This is a genomic window from Pseudomonas sp. NBRC 111130 (assembly GCF_001320485.1).
Lineage (GTDB): Bacteria > Pseudomonadota > Gammaproteobacteria > Pseudomonadales > Pseudomonadaceae > Aquipseudomonas > Aquipseudomonas vlassakiae.
Window position 1 is genome coordinate 81,194 of the sequence record NZ_BCBG01000104.1, and the last position, 20,803, is coordinate 101,996.

Here is a 20,803-nt window from a genome sequence, read left to right on the forward strand (position 1 = left end):
TTGCCTCCGTCTTGTCGCTAATCGCAGGCCGGAGTACCTCACTTCCATTTAACCGTCGCACCCAGGCCCAAGGGCTACAAAGGTTGCGCGAAGCACGACGAGGTCAGCCGCCCCGGATCGCAGCAAGGTAACTGAAGCATAATCGGCTTTGCGGCAATATCCACTTGCCAGCATCGCCAGATACCCTCACCCCAGAAACCGCTGCAGTTGCGCCGCCACGAAATCCCATAGCCCGCTATTCGTTCACCAGGCGCTGTAGCAGCCCCCCCTCATGGCGGGCGAGGATGCGTAGAAGCTGGTCGACCAGCGCGCGGTCCGGCGCCTCGAGATGGAAATGGTGCCCACCGGGGTGCCAGGACACCTTGGCATGGCCCGGCAAAGCCGCCTGGCGCCGTTCGAAACCGTGGCCGCTGAATGCGCCCTGCCTGCCGAACATCAGGTACAACGGGCAGCGGATTTCCCGCAACAGGTCACACGCCTCGCGCTCGGTCAGCGGCATCGGCTCGGGCAGCACCAGCCGTGGGTCGTGGCGCCAACAGTAACCGTCAGGCAATTGCAGCAGGTCGCGCAGGGCCAGCAGGCGCGCGGCATCCTCACTCAGTTCGCCGTCCAGGCGCTTGCGCCGTTGTTCGAGCGCTGTTTCCAGGTTGTCGAACCGGCTGCCATGGGGCTCGCCAGCACCTTGCAACTGGCTGCGCTGGACCATCTTCTTCAGCCGATACGCGCGTGCCAGGTGCTGTACACGGTCATCCTCGGCCACGGTGAACGGCGCGCCGATGCCATCGAGGAAGATCATGCTGGCGATGCCACTGGTCATGGCCGCAAGCAGCGAGGCGATGCCGGTGCCCATGCCATGGGCAAGTACGTGAAACCGGGACAGGCCCAGGCTGTCGGTGACCGCCAGCATGTCCTCGGCATGCTCCCAGAGGTAATAGCCACTGTCGTGGCGGCGGTGATCGGAACGGCCATGGCCGATCAGGTCGGGGGCCACCACGAAGCAACCTTCCAGCAATGGCCCCAGGCGCTCGAACGAGGCCGCATTGTCCAGCCAGCCATGCAAGGCCAGCACTGGGATGCCGTCTTCTGGCCCCCAGGTGCGTACCGCAATTTCAATACCATCGAGGTCCAGCAAATGATCCTTGGGACTGCACAGCGAATGCATTGGAGTTCTCCCTGAAAACATGCCGTACTCCACCATCCCTCAGTCAGCCTGCCCACGCTGGCCCCTCGCCGACCCCTGCATGCACAGGACCGACCGCTGCACGCAACTGATTACCACCTCGTGAGGCCGGGCAGGCTGCCGAATGGCGCTTCTTTCGACAGGAGTACCATCATGCCAACCCCACCCATGCCCTACCATCAAGCCCAGATTGATCGCAGCCTGCCGCTCTGGGCGAGAACGATGCATCCTGAGCATACCCGCCGCATCGTCCAGGCCGTGCGCAAGGACTACCTGGATGAAAATGGCGCGCCGTACAGTTGGTACGCTGGGGCCAGTCACGACGACCAGGCGCTTGTGCAGCAACTCATTGGCGATCGCGATGCGCAGTTCAAGGCGTTGCGCGGCGCGCTCAGGGGTTTCAAGCAGATCCATGAGTTCTGCAAACCGTTGCTGAGCGAGCAATTGGGCCTGGATGTCGAAGTGGACCAGGCCCAATACATCCACCAGCCCTACAAGGTGTTCATCAAGCAAACAAACCCGCCCGGCCTGGAGATTTCACTGGACCAGCCCCAACCCTTCATCACCGAACCCGACGGGCCGCCGCAACCACGCTCCCTGATGGAAGCCGCCCTGCATAATTTTGCCGCGTCTGAGCAAGCAGGCCCGTATGACACCCTGACCAAAGGCCGCAACAACACAAGACTCCGCGGCCTCACGCCACAGATGTTCATCGATCAATGCCGAGCGCTGGACCTGGGCCAGCGCTATCAAGACCACCTGCAAGCCATTTACAAGGGGCCCCGGCAAGCAGAGATCGAACAGCGATGGATTGAAGCAAGCCGGCAGGCGCTGAAAACCCAGGCAATGATTGCCTGCCTCAAAGGCTTTTTGACGCGCAAGGGGCGCGATGCGCTGACCCAGTTATGCGATAACCACCCTACACCGCACTATGCCGGCGACACGCTTCACTGCTGGCGCTTCAGCCTGTTCGGCATCCCGCTGAATGATGCCCTGCTGATTGGCCCGGATCGTACCGACCAGGCCAACCCTTGCATGCTCTACATTCCCCAGGATCAGGAGCAACCCCTCAGGGAATTCCCCTCGTTGCAGAAGGCTGGCGCGCATTTACTGCAACGCTTGCTGCAAACCACATTCCGCCACCAACTGATCGCATCCGCTGACCAGGACAATCAAGCCAGACTCACCGAAAAGCTGGAAGCCGCCCTCTTCGAAGGCCCCCCTTCCGAGCGCAAGCCCGTAGTGAAGCCCCACGTGCCGTTCGACTCCGCCAAGCTGGCCTTGCCCATCTGGCCGGTGCTGTACCGCAACCACACGCGACGCCTGATGGCTGATGCGCGAGCGATTGCGGTGCCCACTGCCGAGGCCGACGCCAAGGCACGCAAGGCACGGCTTGCACGGTGGCTAGATATCGGTATGACCGTGCTCAATGTGGCTGCGTTCTTCGTGCCAGGCCTGGACGTCGTCATGCTCGGCGTGTTCGCCTACGACATCATGGACTCGGTGTTCACCGGCTTTGAGGCCTGGGAGAACGGCGATACCCATGAGGCATTGTTGCAACTGGAATCACTGGCCATCAACGCGGCTACGATCGGGGGCGTTGCAGTCGGTGCAAAACTGCTCAAGGCGTCGGGGTTTGTCGATGCCCTGGAAAGCGTCTGGAAAGGTGGCCGTCAAAGCCTTTGGCAGCCTGACATGCGCCCTTATGCCAGCGGCGAACTGCTGCCTGCAGACGCACAGCCCAACGACCTGGGGCTCTACGTCATCAGTGGCAAAGACCATCTACTGCTTGAGGGGCAGCTGTACGAAGTGTTCGAAGGCGGCGACGGTAGATGGCGTGTCCGCCATCCTCAAACCCCCGATGCCTATAGCCCGGCGTTGCGCTATCTGGGTGACAAACGTTGGCAGCTGGATCATGACGACCCGCTCGAATGGGACGACAGCAAGCTGTTGAACGGGCTTGGCCAGTTCAGCGACGGCCTTGAGCCTTCGGAACAACTCACGGCCCTGCGCATTGCCGGTGGCGATGCAGACAGCCTGCGCCACAGCCAGATCAATGGCGTTCGCCCGCCAGCGTTGCTGGCCGATACCTTGCTGCGCCTGCGTCTGGATAACGAAACCCAGAGCATCATCACCCGGGTGCGCCACGGCCTGCCACTGGCGGCCTACAAGAAATTTGCGCTGCCGGAACTGACCAACATGCCGGGGTGGCCAGCGCGTTACCGGTTGAAGGTGTTCACGGGACCTGAAAATTGGGGGGATGCCGTGTACTTCGGTGCTGAAGGCGCGCCCGATGCGTTATCCATCGAGATCGGCCGGGAAGATCTCGACTCAGGTAACCTGAGCAATGTCGTCGTCGAGCAGATGGATGAGCAAGCCTTGCAACAGTTGTTGCCAGGCATGGCGCCGGAACAGCGAGCACGCGCTCTGGATGAGCAATTGGCGAACCGTTTGACAGAACGCCGCGGCGATCTCTTCGACAGCATGCGCAAAAGCCAGCAAACGCCTCTCAGCGCCGAGGCACAAACGCTCGGCCGGCAGTTTCCCGGCTTGCCCGACAACGCACTGGAAGAGCTGGTTGCCCATGCTGGCAGCAGCGAGCGGCGACGCATGGCGAGTGGCCGCGTGCCCTTGCGCGTGGCTGAAGAAGCGCGCTACCTGCAAGCCCGCGCCCGCCTTGACCGTGCCCTGCTGGGCCTGTACCGGCCCAACCTGGCCAATGCGGACAGCGCGCTGCTGCGCCAAGCCCTGCAAACTGCACATCCGCAAGCGGGTGAAGCCCGATTGCTGGACATCGCGCTTGCCGACCGCCCTGGCTGTGCGACGCTGCTTGGCCAGCAACCGATCAAGCCCGGTGTGCGCTCGCCGATGCGCCTGGCCCATGGTCAAATCGGTTACCCGCTCAGTGGTCGCGGCGCCACTCACCTCGATGCCAGCGTTGCTGCGCGGCGGCTGCGCTCACTGTTCCCTGGCCTGAACGGTCGACAGATTGCGGCCTTGCAGGCCGAACTGGCCGAGACCGGCGACCTCGGCTCTGCGATCGGACGCTTGCGCGCAGAACTGCGCGATCTCGATAATGACTTGCGCAAATGGGTCAAGGATGCGCAAGGCCTGGACGATCGTTTCGATCGACAACAGTGTGCCGAGCAACTCATACAGGCCTGGCGTCGGGAGGGAGGCAGCCACCAGCAGGTGCTCGTGCTGGAACGCATGCGTATACCCCGACTACCCGCAATCAACGCCCGCCTGCCTCATGTCCGGGAACTGAAACTGACCGGCCTGGAACTGCAACATCTGGACCAGCAGTTTCTGTCATGCTTCCCCAACCTGCAAATGCTGGAAGTGACCGACAACCCGCACCTCCCTGCAGAGGCGCTGTATCAGGCGCTTGCGGCGGTGCCCAAGCTGCGCGCGCTCGACCTGACCAGCAATACGCTGGAAGTCCTCTCGCCCACTGCGCAGCGGGTGCTGACCGCGATGCCCGACCTGCGCCAGTTGAACCTGCGTCGTAACCGGCTGACCCTCGACCAGGACACACTGGCCTTTCTGTGCAACAGGCCCCTAGATGTCCTGAGGCTGGGCAGCAACCGCATCACACTCGATGAAGACCTCGCGGCACGGTTCCAGGACCTTGTCCATCCGCAACGGCTGGAGCTGGACTTCAATCCCTTGCAAGTCGCCCCCGACGTCGGTTTCATGGCTCGGCTCCGCCATCTGGACTTGAACAACTGCCAGTTGCAGGCATGGCCCAACGGCCTCACCACGTTGATGAACCAACCCCAGTATCAGCTGCGCTATCTGAACCTGTCGTGCAACCGTATCCACCATGTCCAGGACCTGCCCAACATACTCCGCAGCCCGTTTGCACGCGATGTCGCCGCCCGCCTGCCTGAACGCAACTGGCTGTTCAATTACAACAATATCGAGGCCGAATCCCTCAGGCGTCTACGCGCCAGCGGTGTCAACACCTTCGAGCATACGCCCGAGAGGCCGGAGTGGCAGGAGTTCTGGCGAGACCCGGCGAGCAGCCGCCAGGATCAGCTCTGGGCCGACTTGTTTGACCAGAACGAAAACGGTGCCCTGCAAGGCGTGATCGAGCGCCTGACCTATTCGAAAGAAGCGCAAAGCGATCCGCAAGGGCTGCGCATGCGTGTATGGTCGCTGCTCGAGCAAGCCAGCGAAGACACCGCGCTGCGAGACCGCCTGACGGAAGTGGCGCAACTCTACCCGCCCACCTGTGGCGATGCCGGCGCCGAGGCCTTCAGCGCCTTGGAGGTCGAATTGCTGGCCAACCGGGCAGCGGGCCAGGCACAGGGCAGCATCAAGCCGCTTGCCGACTTGTACCGCCAGTTGTATCGCCGGGAAAAGGTCAACGAACTGGCTGACCGCATCAGTCTCAAGCGCAATCAACGCAAGCAGGCGCTGCTGGACGATGTCATGGACGACGAGCTGCCAGCCTACGATGTGCTGGACTCCCCTGTAGCCTTTCCCGATGTGGACCTGGAAACCGGTCTGGTCGATGACATTGAAGTCCGCCTGGCCCTGCGTCAGTCCCTGGCCGAAAGCCTCGACTTTCCCGAACCCAGCAGGGGCATGCTTTATCGAGGTACTGCGAGGATCAACCAGACGATAATCGACAACGTGGGCACTGCCGTGCTCGAACTCGATGCCGACGCCAGTGCACGTCAACAATGGATGGCCGGGCAAACCGTCTGGGTCGACTACCTGAAAACCCGATATGCGAGCCAGTTTGAAGCCATTACCGACTTCTGGCGACCCGGCATCGACTACCTGTTCTATTGTTGGGACGCGGCTTATGAGCCGGTCACCTGGCTGGACAGCGCCATCACGCGCACGCTGAGCGCGTACATGCCGGCTTCGCCCTTGGACGAAAGCGGCCTGTTACGCCGATTGCCACTCGAACAGGCCGCTTTCTACAAGGCGATGGGCGCCTTGACGCACGAGCAGCAACAAGTCGAGGCCGGGCTGCTACTGAGCCTTACCCGGCAAGCGGAAACCCTCAACGACTGATCATTGACCGCGCAGGTCTTCGAAGAAGGCCTGCCGCCCATCCACCTGGCTCGACGCGCGCGGCACACCCGCTGCCTCTGCGTTGGCCGCTTCGACATGCCAATAGCAGTGCCTGACCGCACGCGTCACCGCCACATAGGCCAGGCGCTGCACCTCCTCCTTCTGCGCCGTATCGAACGGCTGGGCATCGCCGGCCTTGCCCAGGCCCGCCTGGCGGTACACCTGGTTCTTGTAGGGCGAGCTGCTCAGGTACTGGCAATCGCCGAGCATGAACACGGCATCGGCCTGCAAGCCTTTGGCGCTATGGTAGGTCAACTGGCGCAGGCGCCGCTGCTCGGCAGGCAACTGGGCTTCGGCGTGCAGGACACTTTGCAGGTGCTCGTTCATCAGGGCTTTGTCGCTGCCCTTGCGGTACAGCATCATCACCGACTCGCCGCGCTGGTAATGCTCGATCAGCGTCTCACCCAGCGCCGCCTCATCACGGTCGAAGACCCGCACCGGGGCCACCGGCAGCTCAGCGGCCGGCCCACTGGCGCGGGCCTTCTTGCCGGCAATCGCCGGGGTGCCTTTGACCAAGTGTTCGGCGGCATCGATCACCTGCTGCTGGCAGCGGTAGTTGTCGACCAGCATCACCCGCGTATTGGCCGGCGACGGAAAAGCCTTGGTGAACTCCATGAAGTACTTCGGTGAACTGCCGCGCCAACCGTAGATCGACTGCCAGTCATCCCCCACGCACATCAACGAGGCATGCTGGGCATTGCGCCCGGTGTGCATGGCCGGGCCGCGGCGGCGGATTTCCGCGAGGCTGGCCCGCAGCCAGCTGACGATCTGCGGCGAGACGTCCTGGAACTCGTCGATCATCAGGTGCGCCAGTGGCCGCAGCAGCGGGTCGGGCAGCAGCTGCAGGTTCTCCGGGTTGTTCTCGCCGAACAGGGCGAACATGCGGTTGTAGCTCATCACCGGTGGCGACTGGTCGAGCAAGTGCGCTTCCAGGGCTTTCCAGTACAGCGCCAACGCCTCGAAGAACAGCGCGTCGGTGTCGCCGGGCGGGAAGCTCATGGCCGCCACGGCCGGGTTCACCTCGAGGCCAAGGTTCTCGATGAAGTTGGCGGCACCGACAAAGGCGTCGAGCAACGGCGCCGGGGCCAGCTCGCCTTTGACCTTGTACTCGAATCCCGGCCCGGCCACGGCATCACCGGCCAGCGATGCGGCCAGGCGCCGGGCCATGGCGTAGTTGTCCAGCCAGATCAGCGGCTTGTCGCAGAACGCCTGCAGCAAGGTGCGCTTGACCGCCCACTCGGCACGCACCGCCAGCTTGGCGCCGGGGCGTTGGTACTGGGCGCTTTCGGCGGGGTCGAAGCCCAGCACCACCCAGGCATCGAGGCCTTCCAGGCGGCCGTGCACATGGAAGCGGCTGCCGCGGATCTCGACCGTTTCGCGGCACGGCTCGATCCCCTTGATCGGCCAGGCGCCAGCAGCGAACCACAGGTCTTCGATTACATCGCACAGTTCTTCGTCACGCTGGGCGGCTAGCTGGGTAACCTGCACGCGCTTCTGCACGTCCGGGTGGTCCGGGTCCAACGGCTTGAGTTGGAGGGCCTCGCGGCGCAAGGTGGCGATGATTTCGGCGAAGCGCGGGCTGGCGCCGAGCAACTGGCTGTAGCACTGGTTGAGCTGTTGCCGCTGGGCATCGTTCAGGCGCAGGTCGAACGGGTTGCTGTCGGCCTCTGCTTCGCGGCCGGCCGGCATCTCATTGCCCAGGGTTTCGAACGCGCGCACCTGGCCGAAGCCTGGCAAGCTGCGCACCAGTGGCAGGATCCGTGAATGGAAGGTGCGCACCAGCTCGCGCGCCTTGGCCGGTTGCAGGTCGAGCTGCCAGAGGGCGAACACCTGCACCAGGCGCTTGATGAAGTCCTTGCGCGACTCGCGGGTGAAGGTGACCACAGTCATCGCGTCCAGCTCGTAGCCCAGGTAGTGACGCAACAGCAGGATGCGCAGCACCAGCGAGGTCGACTTGCCTGCCCCGGCGCCGGCCACCACACAGGTGGACGGTGTGTCGCTGAAAATCAGCTTCCACTGCGCAGCACTGGGTTGGGCCTCGGCGGGCAGGCGCTGGGCAACGTCGGCCTTGAAGCGCTTTTTCAGCTCGGCATTCAAAGGCAGACGCCAATCGTCGAACAGATTGTCGTCCTGCCCAGGCACGGCGGCGGTATCAGGGCGGGCGTCGCGGATCACCAGCACCTGGCGCCCGGCCTCAAAGCCTTCCGCTCGCCCGCGCTCGAACCCTTCGCGCAGGCCATCGGCATGGCCGCTGCGCTGGCCCGTGACGTGGCCCAGGAACCAGGAGTCGCGATGTTGTGCCTGCAGGCGGGTCAAGCCGCGGCCCAGCAGGCGGGCCGCCAGGCGGCGCAACCAGGGTAATTGAGCGGGCGGGGTCAGTTCGGCGGGGGCCTGGGGTTGCTCGTGGGCCACGGTCACTCCGTTGAAAATCAAATCAGCAGGCCATGTTCGCCGCATCTGCTGAAAATCGCCAGCGAATGCTTGCAGATCAGTGTATTAGGCGATGAATCGCATAATCCACTTCGCCATCATCAATCTATTAATATGATGATTATCAGCCGATATTTACGCTTATTTTCGATGTTTATTTGGCGCATCATGGCTTCATTCCACTGACTCAAGGAGCACGACCATGCTGCAACTGCGACCGTTCGAAGGCCTCGGCCACGCCAACCACGGCTGGCTCGACGCTCACCACCACTTCTCGTTCGCCGAATACTACGACCCGGCGCGCATGCACTGGGGCAACCTGCGGGTGTGGAACGATGACCTGATCGCCGCCGGCAGCGGGTTCCCACCACACCCGCACCGCGACATGGAAATCATCACCTATGTGCGTGAAGGCGCCATTACCCACCAGGACAGCCTCGGCAACAAAGGTCGTACCGAAGCTGGCGACGTGCAGGTGATGAGTGCGGGAAGCGGCATCGTGCACAGCGAGTACAACCTCGAAGAGGTCGACACCCGCATCTTCCAGATCTGGATCGTGCCGGAGAAGGTAGGCGATGCACCGTCGTGGGGGACCCGCCCATTCCCTAAAGGCAAGCGCGGCGAAGGCTTCGTGACCCTGGCCAGCGGCCGGGCCGGTGATGAAGACAGCCTGCAGATCCGTACCGACGCACGGCTGGTGGCTGCGACACTGCGGGCTGGCGAAACCGCCGAATACCGCTTCGATGCCGGGCGCCGGGGTTACCTGGTGCCGGCCAAGGGGCTGGTGGAGGTCAATGGACTGCGTGTCAAGGGCCGGGATGGTGTGGCGATCGAGGAAGAAGAAGTGCTGCGGGTGACCGCGATCGAGGACAGCGAAATCGTCCTGGTCGATGTCGCCTGACTTTCGGACCCAGGGGGCTGCTGTGCAGCCCTTTCGCAACACAAGGCCGCTCCTACAGGGGATATGCATTCTCCTGTAGGAGCGGCCTTGTGTCGCGAATGGGCCGCAGCGCGGCCCCGCTCAGGTCAATCAGGCAATCGCTGCATCCACCAGCACCTGCGCCTCTTCCACCAGGCGCTTGAGGTGCGCCTCATCGACAAAGCTCTCGGCGTAGATCTTGTAGATGTCTTCCGTCCCCGAAGGCCGCGCAGCAAACCAGCCATTGGCGGTCATCACCTTCAGGCCACCAATCGCCTGGCCATTGCCCGGCGCCTGGCTGAGGATCTGCACGATCGGCTCACCGGCCAGTTCGGTCGACTTCACCTGCTCCGGCGCCAGCTTGCTCAGGGCGGCCTTCTGCCGGGCATCGGCCTTGGCCTCGACGCGGGTGGCGTATGGCTTGCCCAGCGCTGCGGTCAAGTCGTTGTAGGCCTGGCTCGGGTTCCGACCGGTGCGGGCAGTCATCTCCGCTGCCAGCAACGCTGGAATCAGGCCGTCCTTGTCCGTTGCCCAGACCGTGCCGTCCTTGCGCAGGAACGAGGCACCGGCACTCTCCTCACCACCAAAGCCGAGCGAGCCGTCGAACAGGCCCTGGGCGAAGTACTTGAAGCCCACCGGCACTTCATAAAGTTCACGGCCCAGGCGCTCGGTGACGCGGTCGATCAGGCCGCTGGACACCACGGTCTTGCCCACCGCAGCGTCGCTGCGCCATTGCGGGCGGTTGCGGTACAGGTAGTCGATGGCCACGGCCAGGTAGTTGTTCGGCTGCAGCAGGCCATCGGCGGTGACGATGCCGTGGCGGTCATGGTCCGGGTCACAGGCGAAGGCCACGTCGAAGCGATCACGCAGACCAATCAGGCCCTGCATGGCGTAAGGCGAGGATGGGTCCATGCGGATCTGCCCGTCCCAGTCCACGCACATGAAGCGGAAGGTCGGGTCGACTTCGGTGTTCACCACTTCCAGGTTCAGCTGGTAGCGCTCGGCGATCGCCGACCAGTAGCGCACCCCTGCCCCACCCAGCGGATCGACGCCCAGGCGCAGGTTGGCGCCACGAATGACGTCGAAATCGATGACGTTTTCCAGGTCGGCCACGTAACTGGCCACGTAGTCGTGGCGCTTGGTGGTGGCAGCCTGCAGCGCCTGGGCATAGGCCATGCGCTTGACCCCGGCAAGGTTCGCAGCCAGCAGTTCGTTGGCCTTGGCCTCGATCCACTTGGTCACGTCGCTGTCGGCCGGGCCGCCGTTGGGCGGGTTGTACTTGAAGCCGCCACTCTGCGGGGGGTTGTGCGACGGGGTGATGACGATGCCATCGGCCAGGCCCTGGCTGCGGCCACGGTTGTAGCAGAGGATGGCATGGGACACCGCCGGAGTCGGGGTGTATTCGTCATCCTTGGACAGCATCACCTGCACGCCATTGGCGGCCAGCACTTCCAGTGCACTGGCTGCGGCCGGCGCGGACAACGCGTGAGTGTCGGCGCCGATGAACAGCGGGCCGTCGATGCCTTTTTCCTGGCGGTACAGGCAGATGGCCTGGGTGATCGCCAGCACGTGGTGCTCGTTGAAACTCAGGTCGAACGAGCTGCCCCGGTGCCCCGAAGTGCCGAAGGCCACGCGCTGAGCCGCCACGGCGGCGTCGGGGCGGCCGGTGTAATAGGCGGTGAGCAGGCGGGGAATATCGACCAGCACGCTGGCCGGAGCCGGCTTGCCTGCCAAAGGACTGAGCGTCATGCAAAAACCTCGAGTTCAACGGATGTTGGTGTTGGAACACGCAGTGTACTGGGAGTTGCAATGCCGTGCGATGGGGCCACCCGGGATTATTTAACTGCCACCTGCCACCATGCGGGAAACATCTGCTGCACCCTGGACTCGGCGAAACGTTCGTCGATCAGCACCAGCACACCGCGGTCCTGGTCGCCTCGTATGACCCGGCCGGCGGCCTGGATGACCTTGCGCACACCGGGGTACAGGTAGGCGTAGTCGAAACCGGCGCCAAACTGCCGCTGCAGACGTTGCCGGAACTGTTCGTTGACCGGGTTGACCTGGGGCAGGCCAAGGGTGGCGACGAAGGCGCCGATCAGGCGCGTGCCAGGCAAGTCGACACCCTCGCCGAACGCGCCACCGAGCACGGCAAAGCCCACGCCCTGCCCGTTCGCGACGAAGCGATCGAGAAAGCCCTGGCGTGCGCCTTCATCCATGCCCGGCGCCTGCGCCCAGAGCGGGATGCCCGGATAGCGCTCGGCGACCAGCCCGGCTACCTGCTGCAGGTAGTCGAAACTGCTGAAGAACGCCAGGTAGTTGCCTGGCTGGCGCTGATACTGGTCGGCAATCAGCTCGGTGATCGGCGCCAGTGAGGCCTGGCGTTCCCGATAGCGAGTCGAGACCTGGCTGGCGATGCGCACCTCGAGCTGCTCGGCACGGAACGGCGCCGCCACATCCAGCCAGGCGGAGTCCGCAGGCATGCCGAGCAGGTCGGCGTAGAATGGCCTCGGGCTCAAGGTGGCGGAAAACAGCGCCACACTGCGCGCGGCCTGCATGCGCGGCGCAAGCAACCGGGCCGGGGTGACGTTACGCAGGCACAGGCTGGCCAGGCGCCGTTTGCGCGAGCCCTCGCGCAGGCTGACGTCGAACAGGAAATCCTCGCCGAACAGTTCCGCCACCCGGCTGAACTGCAGCGCCTGGTAGAAAAACTGCAGCACCTGGGCATCGACTTCGGCCGGCTTTTCATTCATCCGCTCCTGGATCAACCCGATGCATTGCTGCAGGGCACGCAGGAAGGACTCCGGCAACTGGTCGCTGGCCTGGTAAGGCGCGCGCTGCTCCTTGTACAGCGCGTTCCACTGCCGGTTCAGCCGGTCCAGGGCACTGCCGAGCCCTTGCGGCTTGCTTTGGCGCAAGGCGAGCAGCTGGCCCTGGTCAAGGCTGGCGCTGTACATGTTGCGGCCGCGCTCCACCAGGTTGTGCGCCTCGTCTACCAGCACCGCAACCCGCCACTGGTTGAGCTGGGTCAGGCTGAACAGCAACGCGTGGGCATCGAAATAGTAGTTGTAGTCGGCCACCAGTACGTCCACCCAACGGGCCATTTCCTGGCCGAGGTAGTACGGGCACACCTGATGCGCCAATGCCACTTCGCGCAAGCCGGCGCGGTCGAGCATGGGCCGCAAAGCCGCCGCCGCGCGTGCGGCCGGGAGGCGGTCGTAGAAGCCTTGGGCCAACGGGCAGGACTCGCCATGGCAGGCTTTGCCCGGGTATTCGCAGGCCTTGTCCCGGGCGATCAGCTCCAGGGTGCGCAAGGCCGGCTGTGGCGAACCCGCGCTGATCTGGCGCAGGGCGTCAAGCGCCAGCGCCCGCCCGGGGGTCTTTGCAGTGAGGAAGAACACCTTGTCGAGCTTCTGCGGGACCATCGCCTTGAGTAGCGGGAACACGGTGCCGAGGGTCTTGCCGATCCCGGTACTGGCCTGCGCCATCAGGCAGCGGCCAGTGCTGACCGCCTTGTACACGGTTTCGGCCAGTTGCCGCTGGCCCTGGCGAAACTGCGGGTAAGGAAAGCCCAACCCCAGCAAACCCTGGTCGCGCTCGGCAAGTCGCTGTTGCTGGGCCTGGGCCCAGCCGAGAAACCGTTGGCACTGGGTGTCGAAGAAGCCCTGCAATTCATCGGCGCGACAGGACTCGCTGATCAGCGTCTGGCTGTCGTTGTCGACATCCAGGTAGACCAGCGCCACCTCGATGGCCGGCAACTGCCGGGCCTGGCACAGCAGCCAGGCATAGACCTTGGCCTGGGCCCAGTGCAGTTGCCGGTGATTGGCCGGCTGGCGGGCCAGGTCGCCACGGTAGGTCTTGATTTCTTCCAGGCGATTGGCGGCCGGGTCGTAGCCATCGGCACGCCCGCGCACCAGCAGGCTCTGGTATTGGCCCTCAAGGGCAATTTCCGCCTCATAGCCTGTTGCGCGCCGGGCGACCACCCGGCGATGCCCTTCGATACCTTCCTGGGCCGTGGGGGACGGGGTAAAGCGCAGGTCCAGGTCACCGACCTTGGCGCTGAACTCGCACAACGCCCGCACTGCCACGCGGTAGCTCATGGTGCCTCGCTCCAACGCACATGGCAGACCGCAACCGGCAAACCCTGTTCGGCGCAGAACTCCAGCCAGCGCAGCTGATTGTCTTGCAGGCGATCACCCGGGCCCTTGACCTCGACCATCCGATAGCGCTGCTGCTCCGGCCAGAACTGGATCAGGTCAGGCATGCCGGCGCGGTTGTTGCGAATATCCTGCAACAGGCGCAGGAAACACTGTTTCAAGTGCGCGGCGGGCAGACACGCCAATGCTTCATCAAGCAGCACTTCGTTGAGCATGGGCCAGAACACGAACGGCGATTGCAGGCCTTGCTTGGCCGCGTAGCAGTCGAGGATGGCCTGGCGATGGGAGCCATCGTCCAGGCGCCCCAGGCAGGCCAGGAACTGTTCCGCACGCCGGTGCTGGAAGTCGCTGTCATGCAAGTCCTGGGGCGCCGCCTGGAACGGGTTGAAAAAGGCCCCCGGAATCGGAGCGAAGATCGCCTCCCAGCACAACAAGCCGAACAGGCTGTTGAACAATGTGTTTTCCACGTAATACGCCTGCCCTCCCGCTTGCGCCAGGTGTTGCCGCACGGCCTCCTCCACACCCAGCCCGGCCTGCTCGCGTGGCAGCTCCAGTTCGATCAGCTCCAGGGGTGCTGCACGCCGGCGGCGCTGCGCCGGCCCGCCGAGCTTGCGTGCCAGCCGCGGCAACATGCGCTGCAGCGCTTGCACTTCCAGGGCATTGGCCGGTGCAGCCGCCAGCTCCCGTGCATAGGCATAAGCCTGCTGCCAACGCTCGCTGCGCTCGAACACGCGAACCTGGCGGATACGCGCTTGCGCATGGCTGCTGCGGGCATACACCGCCAGGGCCTGGTCCCAGTCACCCAGGCGCTCGCACTGTTGGCCCAGGGCAAACAGCAGCCGGCCATGGCGCCGCGCCAGCCACGGGTTGTCGAAGCTCAGGTCGGCCAGTGACGCGAGGATCGACGCGGGGTCTTCCCCCCGCTCCAGACGCTCGCCACACTGGTGCAGCGCCATTGCCTGATCGACCTCGCTGCGCTGCTGCAGAGCGCGTGAGTCAGGGCTGAACGCGACCTGCTCGAAACGCAGCACGCCCAGGTCGGCCAGCACAAACTCCGACCAGTCTTGATACAGGTTGCCGAAAAACAGCAGCCGCATGCGATCGCACAGTGGCTGCAGGCACCATTGCACGATCCCCACCGGGGCCTGGGCAAACCATTCGCGCAACGGCCTGGGGACCAGCGACAGGGGCCGCAGTTGTTCAAGCAGGTCGCCTTTGGCCGCCCGCGGGCGGCTTAACAGCCCAGCGAAACCTGCGGCGAGTTCATCCTTGCGCAACAGCGCGAACAGCTGTTCAAGGCTCAGGACCTCCGGCTCGCGCACCCAACCCAATGCCAACAGCGGTTGCAAGGCAGCCATGCTGTCGCCGATTTCGGCATAGTCCAGGCGGTCACAGCGAAACAGCTCGCCTTTGCGCATCACCATGCGCACCATCAGCGCCTGGGCCGGCTGCGCCAGTTTGGCAAAGGCATGGAGAAAGGCCCGCTCCTGCTCGTCGAGCAGGTCGGCGTAACGTGAGTCGACCCACTGCAGTACCTGGCGGAAGTTGTGCAGGTAATACAGCGGGTCATCGACAGGGTGAGCGATCACAAGACGGGGTCAGGCAGCCAGAGTGAACACTGTTTATACATACAGACCAGCTGCACAGGCAAGCACCGTGGTTGATTGCGGCGCTCTACCGACGAACGGTGTCAACCGCCAAGGCCAACCCCAGGCGTTGCAGCGCCTCGATCAGTGTACCGGGCTGCTCGCCCAACCAGGTCAGCAGTAGAAATTGCCGATAACGCCCGTGGACGCTGAATTGCTCACCGGCCAGCACCTGTAATGCCGAGCCCGCTGTCGCCGCCACGGCTCGAGCGCCGACACTTTCCGGTGACAGGCGCACCCACAAGGCGCACCCGCCATCAGGCATGTCGAACGCCACCTGCGCTCCCAACACCGCCCTCAAATGCTGGCAAAGTTGTGCCATACGCCCCTGCAGTACCCCCCGCATCCGCCCCAGGTGCTGGTCGATTTCGCCCGAACTGATCATCTGCGCCAGCGCCTGCTGGCGCAGCGGGGCAAGCTGGAAGGCTCGCTGGGAGAACGCCTCTGCCAACGCCGGGTGGCACCCCAACAGGTAGGCATAGGGTACCTCGGCCCCCATGCTCGCCTCCAGCGAACCCAGTACCAGTAGCCGACGCGGGTCAACCCAGTCGCGCAGCCGAGACCCCACAGGCAAGGAAAAACACAACTCGCTGTCGAGATCGTTCTCCAGCAACCAGACCGGGTGCAACGCCAGCAGCTCGGCAAGCTGCTGCTGGGCGTGCTGGGGCATCAGGCGCCCCGCAGGAAAACCCAGGCACGAAGGCATGATCATCATGCGCACTGGCTCACAGCCCAGCAGCGTCGACAGGCTGCCGATATCCGGACTGCCGCCGCTATCGAGCGGCAGTTCGAGGACCCGCATGTCACAGCGTTGCAATACCCGCAGGATCCGCCAACAGCAGGGCGAAGCGACCACCACGGCACAGCCACGCAGCCCCAACGCCAGCAGCAGCGTTTCCAGCAACGCCTGGACATCCGGGCCCAGGTGCACATCCTCAGGCCGCCAGTACTGACGCGAAGCGCGCGTATAGCGTTCGGCCAGGGCATCACGCAGGCGTGGCCCGCCCAGCACCCGCGCGGGTTGCGTACGCAGCCGCCCCAGGCGCCGCTCATGGGCGAACAGTGCGCGCAGCAGCGGCTGCGCGGGCAGCGCCTGGACCACGTCGGCCCGGCCAGCTTGCAGGCCAACCTGGGCGAAATAGCCGGATTTTGGCACCGAATGTACCCGCCCTTCATGCTCGAGCAGGCTGTAGGCCGCTTGCACCGTGGCCAATGAAACCCCCAGGCGTCTGGACAAGGCCCTCAGCGAAGGCAAGCGTGGCTGCCCTCCCCGCTCGGCTTCGTCGATCAAGGCGACCAGATAGCGGTACACCACCTGATAGGCGAATTCACGGCCCATCAGGATGAGGCCTTGAACGGCGCAGGGCTGCTCAGCAACCGCAACTGCACATCGCGCCTTGCCAGGTTGGCGAGCAAAGGCCGTACTCCCGTGCCCAACCGCCCCTTGTAGACCATGCGCAACTGTGCCAACTGCAAGCCGCTGGTGTTGACGATCCAGTCCTTGACGGCATCAGGGCAGGACTTGCCCTGCAAGGCCCGATGCAGGTAAGGCAACGCGACCAGCATGTCAGCGTGACAACACTGCAGAAACCGCTCCAGACCCGCCCCCTGGTCGCAAAACGGCCGGTACAACATGCAGGCGACCTGGGTCTGCTCAAGCCCGTAGCCCTTGGCCAAGCGCCTCGGCGGCAGCGCCTGCGGCCCGGCCGGTTCGCTCTGGCTGAACCGGGATGCGTCAGGCGCCTGTCCGCAAGCGCCTGTTTCTGGCAGCTGCGCCAGCGCCAGAGGGTCGACAAACGCCGCCAGCGGCGGGCCTTCCTGTATCACCTCGAGGCCGCAACCCAAGATCACGTCCAGTTGGCCGTCGCGGAGCAACTGGGCCAACAGATCGTCGATCACGATGACCCGCATCGGCAATGCCCTTGAACGGGTGCTATCGGACACAGCGATGGCCACACCCGGTGAATCGACGGCGGCACGCAACTGGCCCAACCCGCTGGCCAGGCTATCGACGCATTGATGCAGCGAGCCAAGGCGGGTGGCACCTGCCAAGCGCAGGCTGCGCCGGGCCCAGGCCGCAAAGCGCCGTCGCTGATGGGCGGGCACGGCGGTAACCAGTGCATCGGCACCCGGGTACTCGGCCAGTGCCCGGCGAACGGCATCGGCCAGTTCCAGGTGGGTGCGGCTGCCCAGCAACGCTTGCGGGCGCGCATCGACCAGGTGACCGAACAAGAGCAACGCTTCGCGTGTCAACGGCCACTGCCGGGCTGCGGCATCGGCGCGGCGACAGAAGGGCACCACGTCGGCGCCCTCGACCATCTGCAACAGCACCCGCGGGTCATCATGCATGAACAAGGCGCTGAAGGTGCGCTCGTGCTGCTCCAGCACGGCGCTGCTGGCTGTGGGCAAACAGGCCACCAACACCCGTAACTTGAAGGTGACCGGTGCTCGCAAGGCAATGCTCAACTGGGCGGCCCGCAAGATCGCCAATAGCCGGGCACTACGACAATCTGCCCCGTGTACCACCAGCAACCTGAACGTACCGATATATTCCGGCCCGCCAGCGGCCACCAGCAGACGCTGTATCAATAACTGCAGGGAGGCGCGTTGCTCCTTCGACATATGGCTCAACAGGCGTTCCAGCACCTGTTGGTAGATAAAGTGCATAGCCTGGTCGTGCACAATGCTCACGGCGTTACCTCAACTTCATTTCACAACAAAATTCGCTGCACAGGATTTAGTACAGCGGATTTAATTTGAAGAAACTTCCTACAAAAATCCGGGAAACTTCGAAGTTGTAATACGCTGTCGTTCCACGAACGCAAAACATGAACCCATCCATGGACTTACCCTCATCTTCAATCGCGCACTGCTGTGCCTGTTGTTCTCCACTGCACGCTCCTTGCGCCAACTATCGATACGCCATTATCGAGCGTTGACCAAGGATTAAAAGATACAGATCTTGCTGAAAACACCATTCAGAAATCGGCAAACACAACCCCGCACAGCGCGGAAACCTCACTTGAAAACACTTCCATGTTGCTAATGGAAACATCTATTTACAAAGTTAATGACCGCAGTCCATGTAAATATAACCAGCCATAATGCAAAAAACCGGGCATCAGCCCGGTTTTTCATTACCCACGTGCTTCAGGCCGTAGCCATGTCCAGCACCACCCGCCCACCACATGGGCACTCGTCCATGTACCTATGGGCCTCGACCACCTTGGCGAACGGATACACCTTGATGATCTGCGGAGTCAGCAACTGATCGGCGGTGAACTGGTTGATATCGCGCAAGGCCCGTTGCAGCGCCACCTGATCCTGGCTGATGCCCAGTTCCGGCTTGCCGGTGAAGTTGCCGATACAGTGCACGTAAAACTGGATGTTCTTCTGGAATGCCGCACAGGCAGGAAACGGTGTCTGGTTGCCCCCCTGCAGGCCATACAGTACCAGGCTGCCGCGCGGCGCCAGCACATCGCCCAGCAGCGACATCTGCGGCCCGCCCATGCCATCGAGGACCATGTCCACGCCGCGTCCGTCGGTGTACTTGCCAACCTGCATCAGCAAGTCCTGCTCCTCGGTGACGATCACCTTGTCGGCCCCCAGGCCCAGCAGGTAGTCACGTTGCTCGGGCTCGCGGGTGGCGGCGAACACCTTGAGGCCGAGCGCCTTGCCCAGTTGCACGAAGGCCGGCCCGGCACAATGGCTGGCATCGGTGACCAGCGCGGTCTGCCCGGCCTTGGCGCGTGCCAGGTCGACGTAGGCGAAATAGGCGATCAAAAGCGGCGTGTAGTGCACGCTGGCCTCGATCGGCGACAGCAGGTCCGGATAGCGGGTGATGGCGGTGCGCGGCAGCACGATGACATCACCATACACCGGGTGATCGTTGGCACTGGTGGCCGGGAAGCTGGCGACCCGGTCGCCCACTGCGATGTCATCGACGCCTTCGCCGACCGCAGTCACCACACCGGCCATCTCGTGGCCGATCCCTGCCGGCAGACGGGCTTGGGAGGGCGCCAGGTTCTGCCGCCAGAGCACGTCATACCAGCTCACGCCGATCGCCTCGACGCGGATCTGCACCTCGCCGACGGCAGGTGACGGTTCGGCCTGCTCCTCGCAACGGAGCACATCGGCAGCGCCGAACTTGTGGAAACGGATCATGCGGGACATCGCATACCTCGCCTGTGTGAATCTCGTATTACCACGGACTTTATCCGGGCTTTTGCGGTTAGACCATCAGTGGCTATTAATAGTCGACATGCCTGTCATCGATTGGGCACCTGACTTTCCTGTGCATTGGCCCCCGGAAATCGGTGCAGGGTAACAGCCTTTGGCCTTAAGATTCACCCCTGCCCCACTTTAGGCGAAGCGCACCGATGAATCGAAACGACCTGCGTCGCGTAGACCTCAACCTGCTGATCGTGTTCGAAACCCTCATGCATGAGCGTAGCGTGACCCGCGCAGCCGAGAAGCTGTTCCTCGGCCAGCCGGCAATCAGCGCGGCCCTGTCGCGCCTGCGCAACCTGTTCGACGACCCGCTGTTCGTGCGTACCGGCCGCAGCATGGAGCCGTCGGCACGCGCTCATGAAATCTTCGCCCTGCTGTCACCGGCGCTGGATTCGATCTCCACCGCGGTCAGCCGCGCCGCCGAGTTCGACCCGGCCACCAGCAACGCAGTGTTCCGCATCGGCCTGTCGGACGACGCCGAATTCGCCTTGCTGCCGCAATTGCTCAAGCGCATCCGCGCCGAAGCCCCCGGCATCGTCCTGGTGGTACGTCGGGTCAATTACCTGTTGATGCCAACCCTGCTGGCCTCGGGCGAAATCTCCGTGGGCGTCAGCTATACCAGCGAACTGCCAGCCAACGCCAAGCGCAAGGTGCTGCGGCGCAGCAAGCCCAAGCTGCTGCGCGCCGACAGCGTGCCGGGCAGCATCACCCTCGATGACTTCTGCGCGCGGCCGCATGCGCTGGTTTCGTTTGCCGGGGACTTGTCGGGCTTCATCGACGAGGCGCTGGAGGAGATAGGCCGCAAGCGCCATGTGGTGCTGGCGGTACCGCAGTTCAATGGCCTGGGGAGTTTGCTGGCGGGCACCGATATCGTCGCCACGGTGCCGGACTATACGGCCGATGCCTTGACCTCGGCGGGAGGCTTGCGGGCTGAGGACCTGCCGATGGACGTGCGCTCATTCGAGCTGCATATGGCCTGGCGCGGGGCGCAGGACAACGACCCGGCGGAACGCTGGTTGAGGTCGAGGATACAAATGTTCTTCGGCGATCCCGATAGTCTGTGATCAAGCTCTATTGAGTACGCGCTTTTTTGCGCCGTTGAATCATGAGCTGTTGTGGAAGACGAGGTGGTGTCCAGAAGCAAGCCCATCGA

At 63.7% G+C, this 20,803-nt stretch carries 11 protein-coding genes; 3 read left to right on the forward strand and 8 right to left on the reverse strand.

Features of this window, described 5'->3' with window-relative positions; translation table 11 throughout:
• Positions 1-235: 235 nt before the first annotated feature.
• Positions 236-1,162, reverse strand: a complete 927-nt coding sequence (locus APH33_RS24895) for an alpha/beta fold hydrolase (RefSeq protein ID WP_054887698.1) — start codon at positions 1,160-1,162, stop codon at positions 236-238.
• A 171-nt stretch (positions 1,163-1,333) separates the two neighbouring features.
• On the opposite strand from APH33_RS24895, the gene APH33_RS24900 reads away from it, so the two are divergent.
• Positions 1,334-6,211, forward strand: coding sequence for an NEL-type E3 ubiquitin ligase domain-containing protein (locus APH33_RS24900; protein ID WP_371263273.1), 4,878 nt, complete (start codon positions 1,334-1,336; stop codon positions 6,209-6,211).
• Here APH33_RS24900 and APH33_RS24905 read toward each other — a convergent pair whose 3' ends face one another.
• The gene (locus APH33_RS24905; RefSeq protein ID WP_054887699.1) at positions 6,212-8,728 is read right to left on the reverse strand and encodes a UvrD-helicase domain-containing protein; all 2,517 of its coding nucleotides are present in this window, start codon (positions 8,726-8,728) and stop codon (positions 6,212-6,214) included.
• A 175-nt stretch (positions 8,729-8,903) separates the two neighbouring features.
• Here APH33_RS24905 and APH33_RS24910 point away from each other — a divergent pair, with 175 nt between their 5' ends.
• Positions 8,904-9,602 carry a pirin family protein gene (locus tag APH33_RS24910; RefSeq protein WP_054887700.1) on the forward strand — a complete coding sequence of 233 codons (699 nt, stop codon included), beginning with the start codon at positions 8,904-8,906 and terminating at the stop codon, positions 9,600-9,602.
• Between the two features lie 129 nt (positions 9,603-9,731).
• Here the strand turns inward: APH33_RS24910 and pgm are convergent, their stop codons facing one another.
• From pgm to APH33_RS24940, 6 genes are all read right to left on the reverse strand, one after another.
• Complete coding sequence (pgm, locus tag APH33_RS24915) at positions 9,732-11,369, reverse strand: phosphoglucomutase (alpha-D-glucose-1,6-bisphosphate-dependent) (protein ID WP_054887701.1); 1,638 nt, start codon at positions 11,367-11,369, stop codon at positions 9,732-9,734.
• 86 nt (positions 11,370-11,455) lie between these two features.
• Positions 11,456-13,717: an ATP-dependent DNA helicase gene (locus APH33_RS24920; protein ID WP_054887702.1), complete on the reverse strand. Its 2,262-nt coding sequence runs from the start codon at positions 13,715-13,717 to the stop codon at positions 11,456-11,458.
• Positions 13,714-15,363, reverse strand: coding sequence for a VRR-NUC domain-containing protein (locus APH33_RS24925; RefSeq protein WP_054887703.1), 1,650 nt, complete (start codon positions 15,361-15,363; stop codon positions 13,714-13,716). The genes APH33_RS24920 and APH33_RS24925 overlap by 4 nt, the downstream gene beginning before the upstream one ends.
• Positions 15,364-15,448: 85 nt before the next feature.
• Entirely contained in the window at positions 15,449-16,759 is a 1,311-nt protein-coding gene (locus APH33_RS24930; RefSeq protein ID WP_054887704.1) for an aminotransferase class I/II-fold pyridoxal phosphate-dependent enzyme, read from the reverse strand.
• A complete protein-coding gene (locus tag APH33_RS24935; protein ID WP_054887705.1) occupies positions 16,759-18,111 on the reverse strand; it encodes a hypothetical protein in 1,353 nt (450 codons plus the stop codon). The genes APH33_RS24930 and APH33_RS24935 overlap by 1 nt, the downstream gene beginning before the upstream one ends.
• A gap of 459 nt (positions 18,112-18,570) precedes the next feature.
• Entirely contained in the window at positions 18,571-19,593 is a 1,023-nt protein-coding gene (locus APH33_RS24940; protein ID WP_054887706.1) for a zinc-dependent alcohol dehydrogenase family protein, read from the reverse strand.
• Positions 19,594-19,799: 206 nt separating this feature from the next.
• Between APH33_RS24940 and APH33_RS24945 the strand changes: the two genes are divergently transcribed.
• Entirely contained in the window at positions 19,800-20,714 is a 915-nt protein-coding gene (locus APH33_RS24945) for a LysR family transcriptional regulator (RefSeq protein WP_054887707.1), read from the forward strand.
• The last annotated feature ends 89 nt before the right edge of the window (positions 20,715-20,803 follow it).